Source organism: Rhodococcus sp. AG1013 (genome assembly GCF_003350365.1).
Classification (GTDB): Bacteria; Actinomycetota; Actinomycetes; order Mycobacteriales; family Mycobacteriaceae; genus Prescottella.
The window spans coordinates 21576-40795 of record NZ_QQAT01000019.1 but is presented as its reverse complement, the minus strand read 5'-3'; the positions used below and the strand labels follow the sequence as shown (position 1 = coordinate 40795).

General features: G+C 66.1%; 21 protein-coding genes. 11 read left to right on the top strand and 10 right to left on the bottom strand.

The window, feature by feature from the left end:
- The first annotated feature begins 113 nt into the window (after positions 1-113).
- Positions 114-665 carry a YceI family protein gene (locus DEU38_RS20760; protein ID WP_114723301.1) on the top strand — a complete coding sequence of 184 codons (552 nt, stop codon included), beginning with the start codon at positions 114-116 and terminating at the stop codon, positions 663-665.
- A gap of 74 nt (positions 666-739) precedes the next feature.
- Here the strand turns inward: DEU38_RS20760 and DEU38_RS20755 are convergent, their stop codons facing one another.
- The 4 genes from DEU38_RS20755 to paaZ all read right to left on the bottom strand — a co-directional run bounded on the left by DEU38_RS20755 (position 740) and on the right by paaZ (position 5050).
- On the bottom strand, positions 740-1591 hold the full coding sequence (locus DEU38_RS20755) for a hypothetical protein (protein WP_114723300.1): 852 nt from the start codon (positions 1589-1591) through the stop codon (positions 740-742).
- Positions 1592-2266: 675 nt separating this feature from the next.
- A complete protein-coding gene (gene paaI / locus DEU38_RS20750; RefSeq protein ID WP_114723299.1) occupies positions 2267-2671 on the bottom strand; it encodes a hydroxyphenylacetyl-CoA thioesterase PaaI in 405 nt (134 codons plus the stop codon).
- Complete coding sequence (locus DEU38_RS20745) at positions 2668-2997, bottom strand: EthD family reductase (RefSeq protein ID WP_114723364.1); 330 nt, start codon at positions 2995-2997, stop codon at positions 2668-2670. The genes paaI and DEU38_RS20745 overlap by 4 nt, the downstream gene beginning before the upstream one ends.
- 1 nt (position 2998) lies before the next feature.
- Complete coding sequence (gene paaZ, locus DEU38_RS20740; RefSeq protein ID WP_114723298.1) at positions 2999-5050, bottom strand: phenylacetic acid degradation bifunctional protein PaaZ; 2052 nt, start codon at positions 5048-5050, stop codon at positions 2999-3001.
- A gap of 274 nt (positions 5051-5324) precedes the next feature.
- Between paaZ and DEU38_RS20735 the strand changes: the two genes are divergently transcribed.
- The 9 genes from DEU38_RS20735 to paaK all read left to right on the top strand — a co-directional run bounded on the left by DEU38_RS20735 (position 5325) and on the right by paaK (position 13030).
- Positions 5325-6053 carry an enoyl-CoA hydratase/isomerase family protein gene (locus tag DEU38_RS20735; protein WP_114723297.1) on the top strand — a complete coding sequence of 243 codons (729 nt, stop codon included), beginning with the start codon at positions 5325-5327 and terminating at the stop codon, positions 6051-6053.
- Positions 6050-6904, top strand: coding sequence for a 3-hydroxyacyl-CoA dehydrogenase family protein (locus DEU38_RS20730; RefSeq protein WP_114723296.1), 855 nt, complete (start codon positions 6050-6052; stop codon positions 6902-6904). The genes DEU38_RS20735 and DEU38_RS20730 overlap by 4 nt, the downstream gene beginning before the upstream one ends.
- Positions 6905-6947: 43 nt before the next feature.
- Positions 6948-7739 (top strand): enoyl-CoA hydratase-related protein, encoded by a 792-nt coding sequence (locus DEU38_RS20725; RefSeq protein WP_114723295.1) that lies wholly within the window; start codon positions 6948-6950, stop codon positions 7737-7739.
- An 81-nt stretch (positions 7740-7820) separates the two neighbouring features.
- Positions 7821-8774, top strand: coding sequence for a 1,2-phenylacetyl-CoA epoxidase subunit PaaA (gene paaA, locus DEU38_RS20720; protein ID WP_114723294.1), 954 nt, complete (start codon positions 7821-7823; stop codon positions 8772-8774).
- Positions 8771-9076, top strand: a complete 306-nt coding sequence (gene paaB / locus DEU38_RS20715) for a 1,2-phenylacetyl-CoA epoxidase subunit PaaB (RefSeq protein WP_114723293.1) — start codon at positions 8771-8773, stop codon at positions 9074-9076. The genes paaA and paaB overlap by 4 nt, the downstream gene beginning before the upstream one ends.
- Positions 9077-9124: 48 nt before the next feature.
- Positions 9125-10042 carry a 1,2-phenylacetyl-CoA epoxidase subunit PaaC gene (paaC, locus tag DEU38_RS20710; protein WP_114723292.1) on the top strand — a complete coding sequence of 306 codons (918 nt, stop codon included), beginning with the start codon at positions 9125-9127 and terminating at the stop codon, positions 10040-10042.
- 1 nt (position 10043) lies between these two features.
- Positions 10044-10568: a 1,2-phenylacetyl-CoA epoxidase subunit PaaD gene (paaD, locus tag DEU38_RS20705; RefSeq protein ID WP_114723291.1), complete on the top strand. Its 525-nt coding sequence runs from the start codon at positions 10044-10046 to the stop codon at positions 10566-10568.
- A gap of 2 nt (positions 10569-10570) precedes the next feature.
- Positions 10571-11668, top strand: coding sequence for a 1,2-phenylacetyl-CoA epoxidase subunit PaaE (gene paaE, locus DEU38_RS20700; RefSeq protein WP_114723290.1), 1098 nt, complete (start codon positions 10571-10573; stop codon positions 11666-11668).
- Between the two features lie 66 nt (positions 11669-11734).
- The gene (gene paaK, locus DEU38_RS20695; protein ID WP_114723289.1) at positions 11735-13030 is read left to right on the top strand and encodes a phenylacetate--CoA ligase PaaK; all 1296 of its coding nucleotides are present in this window, start codon (positions 11735-11737) and stop codon (positions 13028-13030) included.
- Between the two features lie 75 nt (positions 13031-13105).
- Here the strand turns inward: paaK and DEU38_RS20690 are convergent, their stop codons facing one another.
- The 3 genes from DEU38_RS20690 to DEU38_RS20680 all read right to left on the bottom strand — a co-directional run bounded on the left by DEU38_RS20690 (position 13106) and on the right by DEU38_RS20680 (position 15264).
- Complete coding sequence (locus DEU38_RS20690) at positions 13106-13714, bottom strand: TetR/AcrR family transcriptional regulator (protein WP_114723288.1); 609 nt, start codon at positions 13712-13714, stop codon at positions 13106-13108.
- Positions 13715-13896: 182 nt separating this feature from the next.
- A complete protein-coding gene (locus tag DEU38_RS20685; RefSeq protein WP_114723287.1) occupies positions 13897-14679 on the bottom strand; it encodes an SDR family NAD(P)-dependent oxidoreductase in 783 nt (260 codons plus the stop codon).
- The gene (locus DEU38_RS20680) at positions 14680-15264 is read right to left on the bottom strand and encodes a cupin domain-containing protein (RefSeq protein WP_147283554.1); all 585 of its coding nucleotides are present in this window, start codon (positions 15262-15264) and stop codon (positions 14680-14682) included.
- Positions 15265-15372: 108 nt separating this feature from the next.
- On the opposite strand from DEU38_RS20680, the gene DEU38_RS20675 reads away from it, so the two are divergent.
- Positions 15373-16275: a LysR family transcriptional regulator gene (locus tag DEU38_RS20675; RefSeq protein WP_114723285.1), complete on the top strand. Its 903-nt coding sequence runs from the start codon at positions 15373-15375 to the stop codon at positions 16273-16275.
- Positions 16276-16319: 44 nt separating this feature from the next.
- Here the strand turns inward: DEU38_RS20675 and DEU38_RS20670 are convergent, their stop codons facing one another.
- The 3 genes from DEU38_RS20670 to DEU38_RS20660 form a co-directional block, all read right to left on the bottom strand.
- Positions 16320-17228 (bottom strand): LysR family transcriptional regulator, encoded by a 909-nt coding sequence (locus DEU38_RS20670; protein WP_114723284.1) that lies wholly within the window; start codon positions 17226-17228, stop codon positions 16320-16322.
- Positions 17229-17286: 58 nt separating this feature from the next.
- Positions 17287-17784, bottom strand: a complete 498-nt coding sequence (locus DEU38_RS20665; RefSeq protein WP_254622653.1) for a 2,4'-dihydroxyacetophenone dioxygenase family protein — start codon at positions 17782-17784, stop codon at positions 17287-17289.
- Positions 17785-17862: 78 nt separating this feature from the next.
- The gene (locus tag DEU38_RS20660; RefSeq protein ID WP_114723282.1) at positions 17863-18921 is read right to left on the bottom strand and encodes a 2,3-butanediol dehydrogenase; all 1059 of its coding nucleotides are present in this window, start codon (positions 18919-18921) and stop codon (positions 17863-17865) included.
- Positions 18922-19220 lie beyond the last annotated feature (299 nt).

Sequence of the window (19220 nt, the reverse complement as noted above, 5' to 3'; positions counted from 1 at the left end):
TGCGCAAATCGCGCAGCGTGAGCGAGGTCACCTCCGGTTGCGGAATGCCCGGACCGGTGCCACCGTTGTAACTACAGTCTTTGAAGTTTCAACTACTTGCATCGGGAGCACACATGACCACTGCCATCACCCTGCCCAACCTGTCCGCCGGCACCTGGGCCATCGACCAGTCCCACTCGACCGTCGGCTTCATGGTCCGCCACCTGGTGGTCAGCAAGGTCCGTGGCACGTTCAACGACTTCAGCGGTTCGATCACGGTCGGCGAGGACGGTCTGCCGTCCGTGCAGGCCGAGATCCAGGTCGCGTCCATCGACACCAACAGCGAGCAGCGTGACGGCCACATCAAGTCGGCCGATTTCTTCGACGTCGAGCAGTTCCCGACGGCCACGTTCGTCTCCACGGGCGTTCGCCCCGCGGGCTCGAACTTCGTGGTCGAGGGCGAGTTCACGCTGCACGGTGTGACCAAGCCGGTCGAGCTGGCGCTCGAGTTCCTGGGCGTCAACCCGGGCATGGGCAACGGCCCGGTTGCCGGTTTCGAGGCCTCCACCACCATCAACCGCAAGGACTTCGGCATCAGCATCGAGATGCCGCTCGAGGGTGGCGGCGCCGTCGTCGGCGACAAGATCGCCATCAACCTCGAGATCGAGGCCGGCCTCCAGGCCTGATCCAGGCCCCACAGACTGCACACCCGTCACGGCAGAAGTGCAAGCCGTGACGGGTGCGCTGTCATGTCAGCCCGTCAGGACGCGGTCGCCCGACGACGGACCGCCCAGAACACGCCGCCACCGGCGAGTACGACCGCAGCCGCGCCACCCGCGACAGCCGGGTTCACCATCGGCACGGCCGCGCTGTCGGCCGTGGGCACCTCCGCACACACGGCGATACCCGTGCAGCTGGCCGGAGCCTGCGCCGGAGCAGCAGCCGGATCCGTCACCGCCGCAACGAGATTGTGGTCACCCTGCGACGCGAACGGCTTGACCGCCACCGCATAGGTCACCGTCACCGACTGCCCCGGCGCCACCGTGCCCGCGACACCGTAGTTGCCACCGTTCGGCGACACCGTCAGCGCCGCATCGCTGCTCGTCGGCCCCGACACCAGATCCGCATCGTCGAGCAGACCCGACAACACCAGCGCCTGGTCCACGGCCACCGGCTGACCACCGGTGTTCGTGAACGTGGTCGTGTAGTTCACCACCTGGCCGTCCGACACCGCACCCGACGCATCCGACGACGTCGTCACCTGCAGATTCCCCAGCGGCGCATCCAGAAACAGCAAGATGTTGTCCACGACAGCGTCGGTATCGTTCAGGTCCGTTCCGGGCGAGAAGTTTGCTTCGACGCCGATTTGGCGCGTGCCCGCGGGAACTGGGGCGGACTGTTGCCGGCGCACGAATCCGGTTGCGTTGCCTCGCTCTGCGGGCGTTACCGGCGGCAGCGTGATGCTGCTGATCTCCGTGCCGTCGACATCGAGGAATTTGTAGTTGATCTCGACCTTGTCGTTGTCGGTCAGGTACCCACCGAGCAGTGCGGACACGTTTGCCGTCGCGGCGCCCGCGTCGATCGATGCCGCAGAGGGGGTCGTGTCCACCATCTGCCACATACGATGGCCGCTGTTGTAGCCGCCTGAACCCGCGAAGAGACTGATACCGCCAGGGAACGTACCCGTGACTTGCCCGGCACTGTTGACAAGATTGGGTGCCGGATAATTCGAGGTGGACCCGTACCTGACCCAATTGACAGGTTGGGCCTGGATCCACCCGGTCATCCCGTCATCGCCACCACCGTTGACGGTCAACTGACCCGGCTGGGCTGCCATCGGCGCAGCGCCCGCCGGCGCCGCCGTCATCGCTCCCGCACCGGCAATCGCCGCGGCGGCCAGAACCAGGCCTGCCCCCCGACGCGCCATCGATACACCCATCAACTCTCCTCACCGAAAGTATCTGTCCGACAAACCCGGTTGCCGGCCAGAGGCCCGAGTCGGCCCCACCGGACACTAGGAAGAATCGAGACCGATCGGTCTCCGGGCGAGGGCGTTCGTGCGGCCCCCCGCACGAATACGCGGATTCCCGCCCGGCAGGGTGACGAACCGCAAACGAGCAGCGTGACGGCCACATCAATCGAGGCCTTCACCACCATCAACCGCAAGGACTTCGGCCATCAGCGTCGGACTCCAGGCCTGGTCCGGCCCCACAGGCTGCGCACCCGACACGGCGTGTCTGCCGCGGCGGGCGCGCTCCTGTCCCGGAATCCGGGGCCGGAAGCCGGCTCACCGAGAGCGCGCGACGAACCGACTGTCGCCACGGAACTCAGCGACGGACTTGCCTCGAACCCGGACGGTGACATCGTAGATACCGTTGCGGCCGTAGCGTTCCCGCTCGACCGCCTCGGCAATCAGCTCGTCGCCCAGTCGCGTGGGGGCCAGGAACCGGATGTCCGCCCGAGCGGCGACCGCCGGCTCGTCGTACCCGTTGCACGCGAGCGCAAATGCCGTGTCCGCAAGGGTGAACACGAATCCGCCGTGCGTGATTCCGTGCCCGTTCACCATGGTCTCGCGGACCGTCATCGACGCGACCGCACGGCCCGGGAACAGTTCGCGCACCTCGATCCCCAACGCCCGGGACGCCACATCGGCCTCGAACATCTCTTGCGCCGAGGGGAATTCGACTGTCATACTTCTCCCTCCCCGCCGTGCACCGATTCCTCTTCCAGCGTGTACATCGTCACCCCTCCGGTGGCGAAGTTGCGGACATCCCTGGCGGCGTCCCGCATCTCCTTCGACGCCAGTCCGGCGTGCATCGTCTCGGCATCGGGGAAGCACAGCGACGCAATCGCATAGTAGGCAGGGGCGGCGCCGTCGAGTGCGCTGCACTTTCCCCACGTGTAGCCGGACAGGCCGGGGATCTTGCGCGCCAACGGAATGTGCGTGGTGCGGTAGTGGGCGTCGAAAGCACCTGAATCCTCGGGGTGGCCGTAACAGACCACCACCCTGCAGCCCATGTCAGCGCCCTCCACCGCTGGACGCTCCCTTGGCAACGAGGGTGAGGACGTCGTAGGTCGCGACAGCATCGCCGTCCTGATTCGCGACCACGGCATCCCACCGCACCTCGCCGTAGTCGGCGCTGCTGCGCGGTGTGATCAGCTTCGCGGTCAACGTCACGGTGAGGCTGTCGCCCGCCTTCACCGGGGTCAGAAAACGCAGATTGTCGACGCCGAAGTTCGCGAGGACCGGTCCCGGGTTCGGCTCGACGAACAGCCCGGCCGCGAGCGAGACCACGAGGTAGCCGTGTGCGACGATGCCGCCGAAGAGGGGGTTCGCTGCCGCGGCATCAGGATCGGTGTGCGCATAGAAGGTGTCGCCGGTGAACTCCGCGAAGTGGTCGATGTCCGCCAGTGCGACCTGCCGCGGTCCTCCGACGACCGTGTCACCGATCCGCAACTCCGCCAGGTTCTTCCGGAACGGATGGACACCGTCGTCGGTTCGCCGCGACCCGGGAACCCAACGATTGCCGACGGCAGTCAGGATGTCGGGGGTCGCCTGGACCGCGGTGCGCTGCATGTGATGCAGGACTCCACGGATGCCACCGAGCTCCTCACCGCCACCAGCGCGGCCCGGACCACCGTGGACGAGCACGGGAAGCGGCGAGCCGTGTCCGGTCGATTCCCGCGCATCGTCCCGGTTGAGAACCAGGACGCGGCCGTGGAAGGGCGCGAGCCCCAGCACGATGTCGCGGGCGAGCCCGGCGTCGCGGGTGACGACGGAGGCCACGAGGCTGCCCTTGCCGCGGGCCGCGAATTCGATCAGCTCGGCGGTACCGTCGTATCCGATCACCGTGCTCACCGGCCCGAACGCCTCGATGTCGTGTGGCTCGTCGGCGGCCTTGTCATCGCAGCGCAGCAGGATCGGAGGCAGGAAGGCGCCGGTCAGCCTGTCCGCCCCCACGACCTCGAAGTTCTCCGGATCCCCCACCACGATCCGTGCCGACTTCGTCAGTCCACGAAGCGCTTTCAGCACCTCATCGCGCTGCTCGATGCTCGCCAGGGCGCCCATCGTGACACCCTCGGCATCGGGGGCCCCGACCACGACCCGCGACAGGCGGCCCCGCACGGCCTCGACCACGTCGTCGACGAGGCCCGAGGGAACGAGGGCACGGCGGATCGCAGTGCACTTCTGGCCGGCCTTGACGGTCATCTCCGTGACGAGCTGTTTGACGTAGAGCTCGAACTCCTCGCTGCCGGGTTCGACGTCCGCACCGAGAATGGAGGCGTTGAGCGAATCCGCTTCGGCGTTGAAGTGCACACCCTCGGCGACGACTCTCGGATGGACCCGCAGCATCGCCGCGGTGTCCGCGGATCCGGTGAACGCGACCGAGTCCTGCCCACCGAGGTGGTCGAGCAGATCACGCGCGCTACCCGACAGCAGCTGGACCGACCCTTCCGGCAGCAGTCCGGACTCGATGATGCGGCGGAACACCAGTTCGGTGAGATAGGCCGTCTGGCTGGCCGGCTTCACGATCGACGGGACTCCGGCGATGAATGCCGGCGCGAGCTTCTCGAGGAAGCCCCACACCGGGAAGTTGAACGCGTTGATCTGGACGGCGACACCGCGACGCGAGGTGTAGACGTGCTGGCCGAGGAAGGTCCCCGCCTTGCCGAGTTGCTCATGGGGCCCGTCGAGGTGGACGGTGTCGTTCGGTAGTTCGCGCCGCGCCTTGCTCGCGTAGCTCAGCAGGGTTCCGAAGCCACCGTCGATGTCGACACCGGAGTCGCGTCGCGTCGCGCCGGTGGCAGTGGACAGCTCGTAGAACTCTTCCTTGCCGGCCATGAGCGTCAGGGCCAACGCCTTCAGCGCTGCGGCGCGCTCGTGGAAGGTCAGTTCGGCCAGGGCGGGCCCGCCGACCGCACGAGCATGCGCCACCATCCCGGCGATGTCGAGCCCGGTCGACGAGATGCGTGCCACCTCGGAACCGTCCACCGCGCTCAGGAGCGGCGTTCCAGCATCGGGAGCCGTGTACCAGCTCCCGGCAACGTAACTTTGCACTAACCTGCTCACGAAAACCTCTTTCCACCGTACGTTCGGTCGGTAATCAGAATCGCCAGTACGGCGTCCGATTGTCAAGGTTCAATGCAATATTCAGCACCGGTCACGCGTCCGACCGGATTCGTACGAACCCTTGCGTCCCGACCGAAGGTTCGGTTATTAATTGAGACGAGCACACTGCGAAGGAGACGAAAGTGGTGCAAGTAATCCCGATGTGCGGAGCCCGCATCCCACACGAGCGCGCGGGCCGTGCCCTCGCCCGGGCCCCCCTGTCGAGTGAGGCGCCGTGAATACCCTGACGATCGACGATCGTGCCGACCGGATGGTGGTCACCCTCCATCGCCCGCAGCAACGCAACGCGATCAACGCCGAGATGATCTCGGAACTGCACCGGGTGTGCGCGCTCCTCGAGGACGCACCCAAGCCGTTGTTGATCAGCGGATCCGGCGATCACTTCGCGGGCGGTGCCGATATCGCGGAACTGCGGGACCGGGGACGCGACGAGGCGCTCGCGGGTATCAATCGCACTCTCTTCGACCGCATCGCCAGGCTGCCGATGCCCACCGTTGCAGCAGTGAGCGGATTCGCGCTCGGCGGCGGAGCGGAACTGTCGTACGCCTGCGACATCCGTGTCGCGACGGAAACCGCGGTGTTCGGCAACCCCGAGCCGGGTCTCGGCATCATGGCCGCCGCCGGCGCCAGCTATCGCCTGCAGGAACTGGTCGGCAAATCGATCGCCAAGCAGGTGCTCCTCGCCGGCCGCAACCTCGACGCAGCGGCGGCGCTGCGCTGCGGGCTCGTGATCAGCGTCGTGGCCCCCGGCGAACACGTCGCTGCCGCACACGACATCGTCGATCGCATCAACCGCTCCGCACCGCTGGCGCTCAGGCTCACCAAGCTGATCGCCGATGCACCCGGGACCCACTCCTTCGCCGACGACATCGCCCAGGCGGTGTTGTTCGAGAGTCGGGACAAACACGACCGCATGACGGCCTTTCTGGAGAAGAAGAAATGACGAACACAATCCCCGGCCACGTCGGTGTCGTCGGTGGCGGACGAATGGGCGCCGGCATCGCGCAGGTGTTCGCGACGCTCGGTTCCACGGTCACCATCGCCGAGAGCGGCGACCGACAGGCGGCACTGACCCGGGTCTCGGACGGACTGGACCGCGCCCACGAACGCGGAAGGCTCGGCGAATCCGATCCGGCAACGGTGCTCGGGCGTGTGTCGCTCGTCGACGCACCGGACGAGCTGCCCACCGGACTCGATCTCGTGGTCGAGGCTGTCCCGGAATCCGTGCAGCTCAAGCTGGGTGTGCTCTCCCTCGTGGAGAAGACGGTCGATCCGGCGACGGTGATCGCGACCAACACCAGTTCGATCTCGATCGCCGCACTCGGTGCGGTGCTGGATGATCCCCGCCGACTGGTCGGCATGCACTTCTTCAATCCGGTACCGGCGTCCACGCTCGTCGAGATCATCCGGACTCCGTCGACCGACACCGCCGTCGTGGCGCGGGTGTGCACGTGGGTCTCCCAGCTCGGCAAGTCCCAGGTGCTGGTCAACGACTCGCCGGGCTTCGCGACGAGCCGGCTCGGGGTCTGTCTCGGGCTCGAGGCGATCCGGATGCTCGAGGAAGGTGTCGCCGATGCCGAGTCCATCGATCGTGCAATGGAGTTGGGATACAGGCACCCCATGGGTCCGCTACGTTCCACCGATCTCGTGGGCCTCGACGTTCGACTCGCCATCGCCGAGCACCTGACGGAGACGCTCGGTGAACGCTTCAGGCCTCCCGCCCTCCTTCGCGAGAAGGTGGCGCGAGGCGAACTCGGCCGCAAGGCGGGCCGAGGCTTCTTCAACTGGTCCTGAGGCGACACTCGGGCCCGAATCCCACTGACAGGAGATGCATTCCATGAGCGGTATCGACAGGATCGGGCTGTCCACGACTGCGGGCCTGGCAACGATCACCCTGCGCCGACCCGGCGCGTCCAACGCGCTCGATCGCGCAGCGAAGGAACAGCTGTCGGCGGCGGTCGAGACGGTAGCCGGAGACCGAACGGTGCGCGCGCTCCTCCTCGAGGCCGAGGGCAGGAACTTCTGCGTCGGCCAGGATCTCGCCGAGCATGCCGCCGGCCTCGCGGCGGATCCCGCACGCGCGATGGACACCGTCGGCGCACACTACAACCCGTTGCTCACTGCGCTCGCCGCGGTGCGCGTACCGGTCGTCGTCGCGATCAACGGCGCGTGCGTGGGGGCAGGCCTGGGCATCGCACTGGCAGGAGACATCCGGATCGCCGGGGAGAGCGCCAGGTTCGCCACCGCCTTCACCGGGATCGGGCTGGCGAGCGATTCCGGATTGAGCCACACACTGGTCGAGATGCTCGGTCCGAGCCGTGCGACGGGCCTGTTGATGCTCGGCGACCGGTTCTCGGCCGCCCAGGCCCTCGACTGGGGTCTGGTCCACCGCGTCGTGCCCGACGGCGACCTCGTCGATGCCGCCCGGGTGCTGGCGGGCGAACTCGCGTCAGGACCGACCGCGGCCCACATGCACGTGAAGCGCCTCGTATCGGCGTCGTCCACGGGTCTCGTCGAGGCGCTCGAGCGTGAGCGTGCGGCACAAGAGGATCTGGGACGATCGGCGGATCATCGCGCCGCGGTCGACGCGTTCCTCGCCAAACGCGCACCGTCCTTCGAAGGCCGCTGACCGCGCCGCGCACGCTTGTGCCACGCGTCACTTCCATGCATACTCACACCAACCGATCATTCGGTATTAGAAGCAGGACATATGACCTCGTCTATCGCAGAAAATGAGCTCCAGAGCCACTTCGAGGAGACCATCTCGGCCGACCTGCGAGTCGAGCCGCGGGACTGGATGCCCGAGGGCTACCGCAAGACGCTGATCCGGCAGATCGCGCAGCACGCGCACTCCGAGATCATCGGCATGCAGCCCGAGGGCGCATGGCTGACCCGGGCGCCGTCGTTGCGCCGCAAGGCGATCCTGACCGCGAAGGTGCAGGACGAGGCCGGCCACGGCCTGTATCTGTACTCCGCGGCGGAAACCCTCGGCGCCGACCGCGGCGACCTCACCGAGAAGCTGCTCGACGGGCGACAGAAGTACTCGTCGATCTTCAACTATCCGACCCTGACCTTCGCCGATGTCGGCGTGATCGGTTGGCTCGTCGACGGTGCCGCGATCTGTAATCAGGTTCCGTTGTGTCGCAGTTCTTTCGGTCCGTACGCGCGGGCGATGATCCGCGTGTGCAAGGAGGAATCGTTCCACCAGCGGCAGGGCTTCGAACTGCTCATGACGATGATGCGCGGCACCGACGCCCAGCGCGAGATGGTGCAGGAATCGGTCGACCGCTGGTGGTGGCCGGCCCTGATGATGTTCGGGCCGCCCGACGACCGGTCACCGAACTCGGAGCAGTCGATGAAGTGGCGCATCAAGCGACACACGAACGACGAACTGCGTCAGCGGTTCGTCGACATGTCCATACCGCAGGCCGAAGCACTGGGCGTGACATTCCCGGACCCCGACCTGAAATGGAACGCCGAGCGCGGCGCGTACGACTTCGGCGAACCCGACTGGAGCGAATTCATGCAGGTGATCGGCGGGAACGGTGCGTCCAACGTCGAGCGCATCGCCAATCGCCGGGCCGCTCACGAAAACGGCGCCTGGGTACGCGAGGCCGCGACCGCCTTCGCCCGCCGGGCGATCACCAAGGAGAACACACGATGAATGCAGCCGACCGAGTCACCAGCGCCGACTGGCCGTTGTACGAGGTATTCCTCCGCGGCAAACGCGGACTCAATCACGTCCACGTCGGTTCGCTGCACGCCGCCGACGACGAGATGGCGCTCAGGCACGCCCGCGACGTGTACACCAGGCGCAACGAGGGCGTGAGTATCTGGGTGGTGCAGGCGAACTCGATCGCGGCATCCAGTCCGTCCGAGAAGGATCCGTACTTCGCACCGAGCGGCGACAAGGTCTACCGCCACCCCACCTTCTACGAAATCCCCGACAACGTTCCCCACATGTGATCCGGCCGGCTCGCTCGCGCGGCCGTCCACAATCTTCGAGGATGCACGATGACCGACCACGACCATGCCTTCGACGGCCTCGTCGACGAGGACAGCCACGGCCAGTGGGCCTTCGGCACCAGCTTCGACGACCCACTGGCCGGCGTCGACACCACGGTCCCCGACGACGTCGATCTCTCGGCGCTCGCCACCTATTGTCTGATGCTCGGCGACGATGCGCTGATCAGTTCGCAGCGCCTGACCGAGTGGATCACGCGCGCACCGGAACTCGAGGAGGAGGTCGCTCTCGCCAACGTCGCGCTCGATCTGCTCGGCCAGGCGCGCCTTCTCCTGGCGCGGGCGGCCGCGGCCGATGCGGCCGTCGTGCCGCGGATCTCCGACACGGCACAGCTTCCGGGCGAGGATGCGCTCGCCTTCTTCCGCGACGAGAACCAGTTTCGCAACGTCCGACTCGCCGAGATCGACAACGGCGACTTCGCGCAGACCGTGACGCGTCTGCTGGTGTTCTCGACGTGGCGACTCGCACTCCTCGACCGGCTACGGAAGTCACGTGATCCGGTCCTTGCCGCCGTGGCCGTCAAAGGCGTCAAGGAACTCACCTACCACCGCGACTACGCCGCCCGCTGGGCCGTCACACTCGGTTGCGGCACAGCCGAATCGAAGGCGCGGATGGAGTCTGCCCTCAGCCGTGTCTGGCCGTTCGTCGACGAGCTCTTCGTCCCCACCAGCGAGGAGCGCGCGCTCGCTGCGGTGGGTGTGGCGGTCGATCCCGGCGAACTACGGGAGGAGTTCGACACGGTTCTCGATCAGGTGTTGCACGCTGCCGAGCTGTCCGCGCCGACCGGCCGCGTCGCCGGCACGGTAGGAGGACGCGCGGGCCGTCAGGGCCTGCACAGCGAAGCGCTCGGATTACTCCTGGCCGAGATGCAGGTGGTCGCCCGGGCACATCCGGAAGGCGTGTGGTGACATGTCCGCTTCCACCCACGCCGAGCCGCACGTCCGCGATGCGCGGCGCATCGCGGAGTCGGTTCTCGACCCCGAGATGCCGATGCTGACCCTCGCGGATCTCGGGGTCCTGCGCGATGTCGAGGTAGACGCAGACGGTGCCGTGGTCGTGACCGTCACCCCCACCTATTCGGGTTGCCCCGCCATGGCGACGATGCGCGACGACATCCAGCACCGTCTACAGCTCGCTGGCTTCCCGTCGGTCGAGGTGAGGACCACGCTCTCGCCTCCGTGGAGCACCGACTGGATCAGCGACGAGGGGCGTCGGAAACTGCACGAGAACGGCTACTCCGTGCCCGGTCCGGCACCACGCCGCGGCGCGGGCCCGGTGCCGTTGACGCTCACCGCCGCGCCTCGGACGATCGAATGCCCGCGGTGCGGTGGCGCCGAGACCCGCCTCGACTCCGAATTCGGGGCGACACTGTGCAAGGCCCTCTACCGGTGCCTCGATTGCCTGGAGCCCTTCGATCATGTGAAAGAGATCTGAACATGGACACTGTGGACACCACGAAACCCGCTGTCTCGACGCGCAACAGGACCTTCCACACCCTCACGGTCGCAGAAGTGGAGGCGCTGTGCGACGACGCCGCTGCGGTCACGTTCGAGATTCCTGCCGACCTCTCCAGGGAGTTCGCGTTCGGTGCCGGCCAATCCCTCACGCTCCGCCGCACGGTGGACGGCGTCGAGCACCGCCGCTCGTACTCCATCTGCGCCCCAATCGGTTCCAGCCCCCGAATCGGGGTCCGCGAAGTCGCCGACGGGCTCTTCTCGAACTGGTTGGTCCACCAGGTACGCCGGGGCGACAAGATCGATGTCCAGCCCCCGTCCGGATCGTTCGTCGCCGATCCCACCGTCGGTGGCCGGCACGTCCTGATCGCGGCGGGCTCCGGGATCACCCCGATGCTCTCGATCGCCGCGACCATGCTCGCCAATCCCGAAACCGAAGTGGTTCTCCTCTACGGGAATCGGCGCACGCGCTCGGTGATGTTCGCCGAGGAGATCGCCGACCTCAAGGATCGATACGGTGCGCGCTTCCACGTCGTCCACGTCCTGTCTCGGGAGCCCCGTGAGGTGGAACTCTTCACCGGCCGTCTCGACGCCGACCGGCTCCGCGCGATCTTCGGCGCCGTGGTGCCGATCGCCGGTGTCGATCATTTCTGGTTGTGCGGGCCGTACGGCATGGTCACCGATGCCGAAGTCGTACTCGGCGAGCTGGGCGTCGACCCGAAGCGTGTCCACCACGAACTGTTCTACGTCGACGCCGTGCCCCCTCCCCCGACACGCCACCGTGACGAAGGGGTCACCGGCCCCAGCAGCGAGGTCACCCTCGTCCTCGACGGACGCTCGACCACCGCGACGTTGCCCCGGGACGAGACGATCCTCGACGCAGCAGAGAAGTACCGATCGGATCTGCCGTTCGCCTGCAAGGGCGGAGTATGCGGAACCTGCCGCGCGAAGGTCACCCACGGAGACGTCGACATGCGGCGCAACTACGCGCTCGAGGACTACGAGGTCGATGCCGGCTTCGTCCTCACCTGCCAGAGCTATCCGGACAGCGACGACGTGACCGTCGACTTCGACGCCTGACCGCCCGGCCCCGCCCCTCACCACATCGACCCCAGTCGCACCCGACCGCGGCACCCGGAGACCACTATGACCAGCACCGTCACCCCGTCACAGGACATCGAATTCGCTACGCGCGACCGCATCTCGTCCCTACAGCTCGAACGCCTGCAGTGGACGCTGCGCCACGCCTACGAGAACGTCACGCACTACCGGAAGGCGTTCGACGACGCCGGGGTTCACCCCGGCGATCTGAAGGATCTCGGCGATCTCGCGAAGTTCCCGTTCACCGCGAAGGCAGATCTGCGAGACAACTACCCGTTCGGAATGTTCGCGGTGCCACAGGACCAAGTGTCGCGAATTCATGCGTCGTCGGGCACGACGGGACGTCCCACCGTGGTCGGGTACACCGCGACGGACCTCGACAACTGGGCCGACCTGATCGCGCGGAGCCTTCGCGCCGGTGGCGTGAAGCCCTCCGACAAGGTCCACGTCGCGTACGGCTACGGACTGTTCACCGGTGGACTCGGCGCCCACTACGGAGCGGAAAGGCTGGGCTGCACGGTCATTCCGATATCGGGGGGCATGACCGAGCGTCAGATCCAGCTGATCGAGGACTTCCGTCCGGATGCGATCATGGTCACCCCGTCGTACATGCTCACGATCGTCGATGCGATGCTCGCCAAGGGAATCGATCCGGCCCGAACATCCCTGCGCACGGGCGTGTTCGGAGCAGAACCGTGGACCGAGGAGATGCGCGGCGAACTCGAGCAGCAGTTGGACATGGATGCCGTCGACATCTACGGCCTCTCCGAGGTCATGGGTCCTGGTGTCGCGATGGAGTGCGTGGAAACCAAGGACGGCCTTCACATCTGGGAGGACCACTTCTACCCGGAGGTGATCGACCCGGTCACCGGCGAGGTGCTGCCCGATGGCGAGGAGGGCGAACTCGTCTTCACCTCCCTCACCAAGGAGGCGATGCCGATCATTCGCTACCGCACCCGGGATCTCACACGACTGCTACCGGGAACTGCGCGCACGATGCGCCGCATGCAGAAGGTGACCGGGCGAACCGACGACATGATCATCCTGCGCGGGGTCAATCTCTTTCCGACCCAGATCGAGGAGCTCATTCTCGCGGTGACCGGACTGGCACCCCAGTTCCAGTGCGTTCTCGACCGCCCCGGCCGCATGGACGAGCTCACCGTCCGCGTCGAGTCCCGGCCGAACAGCTCGACTCACGAGGCCGATCAGCAGGCCGCCCGGCTGCGGCAGTTGGTGAAGAACCGCATCGGTGTCACCGTCGCCGTGGAAGTCCTGGCCCCGGGGAGCCTGGACCGATCGATCGGCAAAGCTCGTCGCCTGATCGACAATCGACCATCCTGAGAAGACGTGGGGCGCCTCGGATCGAATCCGAGGCGCCCCACGTCTTTTCGGTACGCCTGTCCGCGAAAGTGAGGGTCAGGCCCTCATCCCGTCGAAGGTGAGCGCCACCACCGCATCGGCGAGCTCGGAGACCGATTCGCCCCCGCGCGGCCGGTACCACTCGATCAACGAGTTCACCATTCCGAAAACCAGCCGGCTCGTGAGCGCCGGGTCGATACCCGGCCTGAGGTCGCCTTCTTCGGCGGCGGCCACCACCAGATCACTGACGAAGACATCGAATTCACGCCGGCGTGCGAGCGCACGTCTCTCGACGAGAGTGTTCCCGCGAACCCTGAGAAGCAATGTCACGTAGGGAAGCTCGGTCACGAGCACCTCGACACTTCGCCGAACGAGGTACTCGAGTCGATCGATGGACCGCCCGCTGGTCACCTGATCCTCGGTCGTGACCGCGAAGAGCGCATTGAGAGCCCGGGCCAGCGCGAGCTCCAGGAGCTCCGACTTGCCGGACACATGGTGATAGATCGACGACTTCGTGATGCCGAGCCGCTGAGCGAGCGCCTCCATGCTGGTGCCGTCGTACCCCTTGTCGTTGAACACCTTCACCGAAACGGCAAGCAACGAGTCGAGATCGTATCCTGGTCGCCCAGGCGATCCCGCTCTTCGGACCGGACCTGCCGCTGCCATCTCGCGCGTTCCTTCCAGGACGTGGACACCCGCCGCAGAACGTGCGGCTCGGCACCAGCCTACCGAAGGTTCGGTAATCCCCGTGGCCCGACCGTGAAATCGGGAGGTTCACCGGGCACGACAACGACCACTCCCCTCCGTGCACATCGTGCGAAGGGAAGTGGTCGAGTCGTGGCGGAGTGCTACGGGAGCACCGCGCCGCCGTCCACGTGCAGAGACTGCCCGGTGACGTTGACCGCGTCGGCCGAGAGCAGGTACGCGACGGCACCGGCGACATCCTCGATGGTCTGCGGGCGCTTCATCGGGATGAGCTGGTCCACCATCGCGCCGAAGATCTGCTCGGGCGCCACCCCGGCCAGGGCCGGTTCGTGCTCGGCGAGCCAGCCGGCGGACTGTCGCCACATGTCCGTCCAGATCAGGCCGGGCAGAACAGCATTGACGCGAACGGAAGGGGCGAGCGCGCGAGCCGATGATTGGGTCAACGCCAGCACGGCCGCCTTCGACGAACCGTATGCGGTCAGCAGCTCGTGCCCATTTCGGGCCGCGATCGACGAGAAGTTGACCACGGCCCCTTCACGCCCACGCGTGGCCAGCTCCGCAGCGAAGGCCTGGAGAGCGAAGAAGACCCCGCGGACGTTGACCGCGTAGGTCTTGTCCCAGGTCTCCACATCGAGTGCGTCGTACTGCCAGAATCCGCCGAGCCCGGCCACGTTGACCAGTCCGTCGAGGTCATCGTGAGCGGCGAAGGCCTCCACGACGGCCGCCTGCAACGCGCCCACGTCGCAGATGTCGACGACGTGAGTGGTCACCGCCACTCCGCAGGACCCCACTGCGGCAGCGGTTTCCGCCAACCGCTCCTTGTCGATGTCGATCAGTGCCAGCCCCCGACCTTCTGCGGACATCCGTTCGGCCACGCCGCGACCGAGGCCGCCACCGGCGCCCGTGACGAGGACCGCGCCCGCCATCTAGCGGCCCGTCCGAGCGGGCAGGTGCGCGATCGCGTTGTTCGCTGCGGCGAGGTCGTAGAGCAGTTCGTGCGTGATGACTCCGGCAACGGTGCCGTCCTCGTTGTACCCGACGATCGGGCCGTGGAAGATGCCGAACATCAGGGACTCGACCTCCTGCCTGGGCAGGTGCACGATGCCGGCCGGTTCGTAGATGTAGTGGTTGGGGCCGATGGATTCGGCCTCACCCTCATACGCCCAGCGGCCGAAGATGTTGTACGCCTCCGCGGCGCCGCAATGCATGTGCAGCGGCGCCTGCGCATTCTCCGCCACGTACAGCAGAATCGAGGCCGCACCGGTGGTCTCGTTGATGTTCAAGAGCTTGAAGGACGTTCCCGGCATCGGGAACGGGGTCCACGGGATATCGTCACAGTTGTTGACCCGGGACGCGAGACTGAGGGTCGGTCCCGTCACCGGAGAGCTCGCGCGAGCGAAGACCTCTGCGACCGGGGCGTTGGACTGCGGGTCGATCTCGGGTCCGGTCAGTTGCGGGCGGATCGGGTCGACCACATGGGCGTCGGCTCGGTGAGTGACGTTGACAGACATCGTATTTCCTCCTGTATTCGGGGACACCCCAATGCTCCGATGTGGCGGCCGTCACGTCCATGACGTATTCTCGCCCGATCGTTAGACGAATACCTAAGGTCGTGCACGATGGATCTGAATCTACGGCTCGTGCGTTACTTCGTGGCAGTCGCCGATGCCGGGACTTTCACGAAAGCAGCTGAGCAACTGCATATTGCGACACCGTCGCTGAGCCAACAGGTGCGTAAGCTCGAAGAGGCGTTGGGCGTCTCGCTGCTCGAGCGAGATCACCGCGGGGCTCGCCTCACCGAAGCCGGACTCGACTTCCTCGACGAGAGCCGAATACTGCTGGCCGCCGCCGAATCTGCGGTGGGCGCGGCCCGTCGCCACAAGCGCAGCTCATCGGGGAGGGTGCGCCTCGGGTTCCTTGCCGGTGGCGCCGGGGAGCTGACCCGTCCGATCATCGACGAATTCCATCGACGAGAACCCCAAGTGGAACTGGAACTGACGCAACTGGTGTGGGGAGACGAACTCTCGGCATTGACCTCCGGTCGGGTCGATATGGTCGTCGCCCGCCCGCCTCTCGAGTCGCACCCTCGGCTACGCCGGGTCGTTCTGTTCGAGGAGCCTCGTGTCCTGCTGATGGCACACGACCACCCGCTGGCCCGCCGACGGAAGCTACGAATCGTCGACCTCGCCGACGTCGTTCAGGTGGACACCCGAGAAGGGACCCGAGACTGGCGCAACTGGTGGTCGATCGATCCACGGCCGGACGGCACGCGTCCCACCTACGGCCCGATGGTGAGCAGCATCGAGGAGATGGTCCAGGTCGTCGCGACCACCGATGCGGTTGCGATCACAGGTGCAGGCGTGGCCAGTCTGTTCCGGCGAGCGGACACCACCTCGCGACCCATCGTGGACGCCGAACTGTCGACCGTCGAACTCGTTTTCCTCGCCTCGGATACACCCCGCGCCGTCGAACGTTTCGTTGCGGTTGCGCTCGGGCTGAGCGCAGTCCTCGGCACCCGCTGATCCAGAGGGCAGCGCCCCGTCACGACTTTGCTGGAGCCCAAGCTTCACTTCATTGGCGGCTTCACGGCTGCTTGGTGACAGGCCTGGCCGATCGCATCCTGGAGCGTTGTCAGCTCCGGCCTTCGGTTGCCTTCCAAAGTGCACAGGGTAACCACGCTCGGGCTGATGTCGTCGATGGGCACGAAGCTGACCAGCGGATGACGGTAGTACGTAGGCAGCGACTCAGGCGTGGTGGTGACACCCGCGCCGGCGGCGACCGCTTCGAGTAGTTCTTCTACTGTCGATACTGCAAGACTCGGTTCGGCTCGGGTGCCGTCCGGCCGCGGGTTCACCATCCAGAAGTCGGTCCATTCCGGCGGCCCGCCGCTGCTGCTGATGAACGGCTCTGTGGCAATCTCGGCGAACCGGATCGATTCCCGGGCGGCCAACGGGTGGTCGTGGGCAAGCACGGCCACCCGTCGCTCGGACAGAATTCGCCGGCGCCGGACTCCCTCAGCAGGAAACGGTTCCCGGACAAACACTGCATCGATGTCGCCGGCCAGCAGTGGAGCCAGTTGTTCGCTCCACTCGAGGTGGTGCAACTTCACGTGCAGATCCGGATCAGCGGAGCGGAGCCGATCCAGCACGGCAGTCGTGAGCAGACCGGCACCGGTTGCCATGAACCCGATATCGATGCTGCGACGGCCCAGACGGACCGATTCACGCCACCGCAGAAGGGTCTCGTTGGCGGCCACGACTGCGCGTGCCTGCGGGATCAGCGCGCGTCCGGCTTCGGTCAGCTCGACGTGTCGAGAGTTGCGTTCGAAGAGCAGGAAACGCAGGTCCTTCTCCAACCGGGACACCTGCTGACTGAGCGCCGGTCCCGTCATGTGTAGCAGTGTGGCGGCACGTCCGAAGTGCAGCTCGTCCGCCACGGCTAGGAAACACCGAAGCGCCTGCGGCGAGACATACATGCTTCACCTCGCACGACATCGGTTGGAGAATCAGGTGTCAGGCTAGCCGATTCGGCGGCTACCCGATCGCCTTCGCGTGCATCTCCTGGGACGGATCAGTGGCGTAGTCGACCAGCTGGAGCTTCTCGACGGCGCCGTTGTCACGCGCCATGTAGTAGTGCAATCGGGCGTCCGCGACGACCGCGAGTCCGCCATCAGGCAGGTAGCCGGCGATCGGGCCCTCGACCATGGCGAGCATGACACAGCCGTCCGGGGCGATCGGCGTGTGCACGGCGCCGGCAACCTCGCAGGTGTACATGCCGGCCATGCCGGGATCGTCCTCCTCGTAATAGAATCCGCCTTCCAGTAGATATGCCTGCACATTTCCCATATGCCAATGCGGAGTGGCAACGGTGCCGGGATCCACTTTCAGGATGAGGGTGAACGCGCCGGTCACGAGATTGCAGTACAGAAGCTTGAATCGCGTTCCGGGCATCAGCCAGTCGGTCCACGGAATGTCGTCGGGGTCGACGAATTCCTTTCTTGCGCCCTTCGGCGTGACGCCGGGGTTGGTCATCCAGAATGTCGGTCCGAGGTTCGAGCCAGTGGTCATGGGTTTCCCTTTTCTATTACGTGCGTGGGGGCTTCGGGTCCGTCAGCCGACTGCGGCCATGTCGACCAGGACCTTGATGGCTGTTTGGTCCCGGAGTGGGCCGAACCCATCGGTGATGAGGTCCTCGAATGCGATCGTCTGCACCCAACTGTCCAGCGGATACGCCCCCCGAGCCATGAACTCGATGGCCTCCGGATAGTCGCGGCAGTATGCGATGGAGCCGACGATCTCGCACTCGTTGAACAGGATCTCGGTGGGGTTGAACTCGACCGGCCGCTGGTGCACCGCGACGACCACAACTCGGCCGTGCGCAGCTGTCGAGCGGACCGCATTCAGGAAAGTGGCCGGTACGCCGGCCGTCTCGAACGATCGCGCGACGCCGGCTCCATCGGTGTTCGCACGCAGTTCCGCGACGACATCCGTTTCACTTGGGTCGATGACCCTCGTCGCTCCGACAGCTTCGATCGCCGCGCGCCGCGCCGCCGACGGCTCGATCACGGTGATGTCCTCGATACCTGTGGCCCTCAGCGCCAGGAATACTCCGATTCCGATGGGACCGGCCCCATGGACCGCGACACTGCTGCCCGGAGCGACATCGCCACGGCGCACGGCGTGCAGGGCCACGGCGAGGGGTTCGATCAACGCTCCCTCGCGGGTGCTCATCCCGTCAGGAAGCCGATAGACGTGGTCGGCGTCGACGACTGCATACTGTCCGAGTCCACCCCCGCCGGCCCAGCTGTAGCCGACTGCGGCGATATTGCTGCAGAGGTTGTACGAGCCGGCCAGACAGGCCGCGCATCGTCGACAGTTGACGGTGGGTTCTACCGCCACGGCGTCGCCGACCGAGAGCTCGTCGACGTCTGCCCCGACCTCCACGATCTCTCCGGAGAACTCGTGACCGAGAACCACCGGGACGCTCACTCCAGTGAGAGGATGCGGCGTTATCGGCGCCATCATCGGCGCGTGATAATACTCGTGCAGATCACTGCCGCACAGGCCATTGAAATGCACCCGAACTTTCACCTGACCAGGGCCTGCAATAGGCTCAGGGATATCTTCGAAACGGATATCGCCAACTCCGTGGTAGCGGGCTGCCTTCATTCTTGAAACTCCCGTGTTTCGAGACTCATATAGGTTCTGACGTGATGTAGACAACAGTCGCACTGGGCGTGCGGAGAAGTCCAGGTACTTTCTTTCGTGTATCGATAAGCCGCGCTTATCGATCGGGAGGAGTTCTTCTTCAGCCTGCAGGCGGCCGGATCACGTTTAATGCACGCCGCTTACGAGGCGAGGATGTCCCACATGCACGATCCCACCGCGTACCCACCAGGCAGGCCAGACCGCCGCCAGCGGCGAGGACGCCCCCTACGCGGCCGCCACACCTACGCCGCCGACATCGG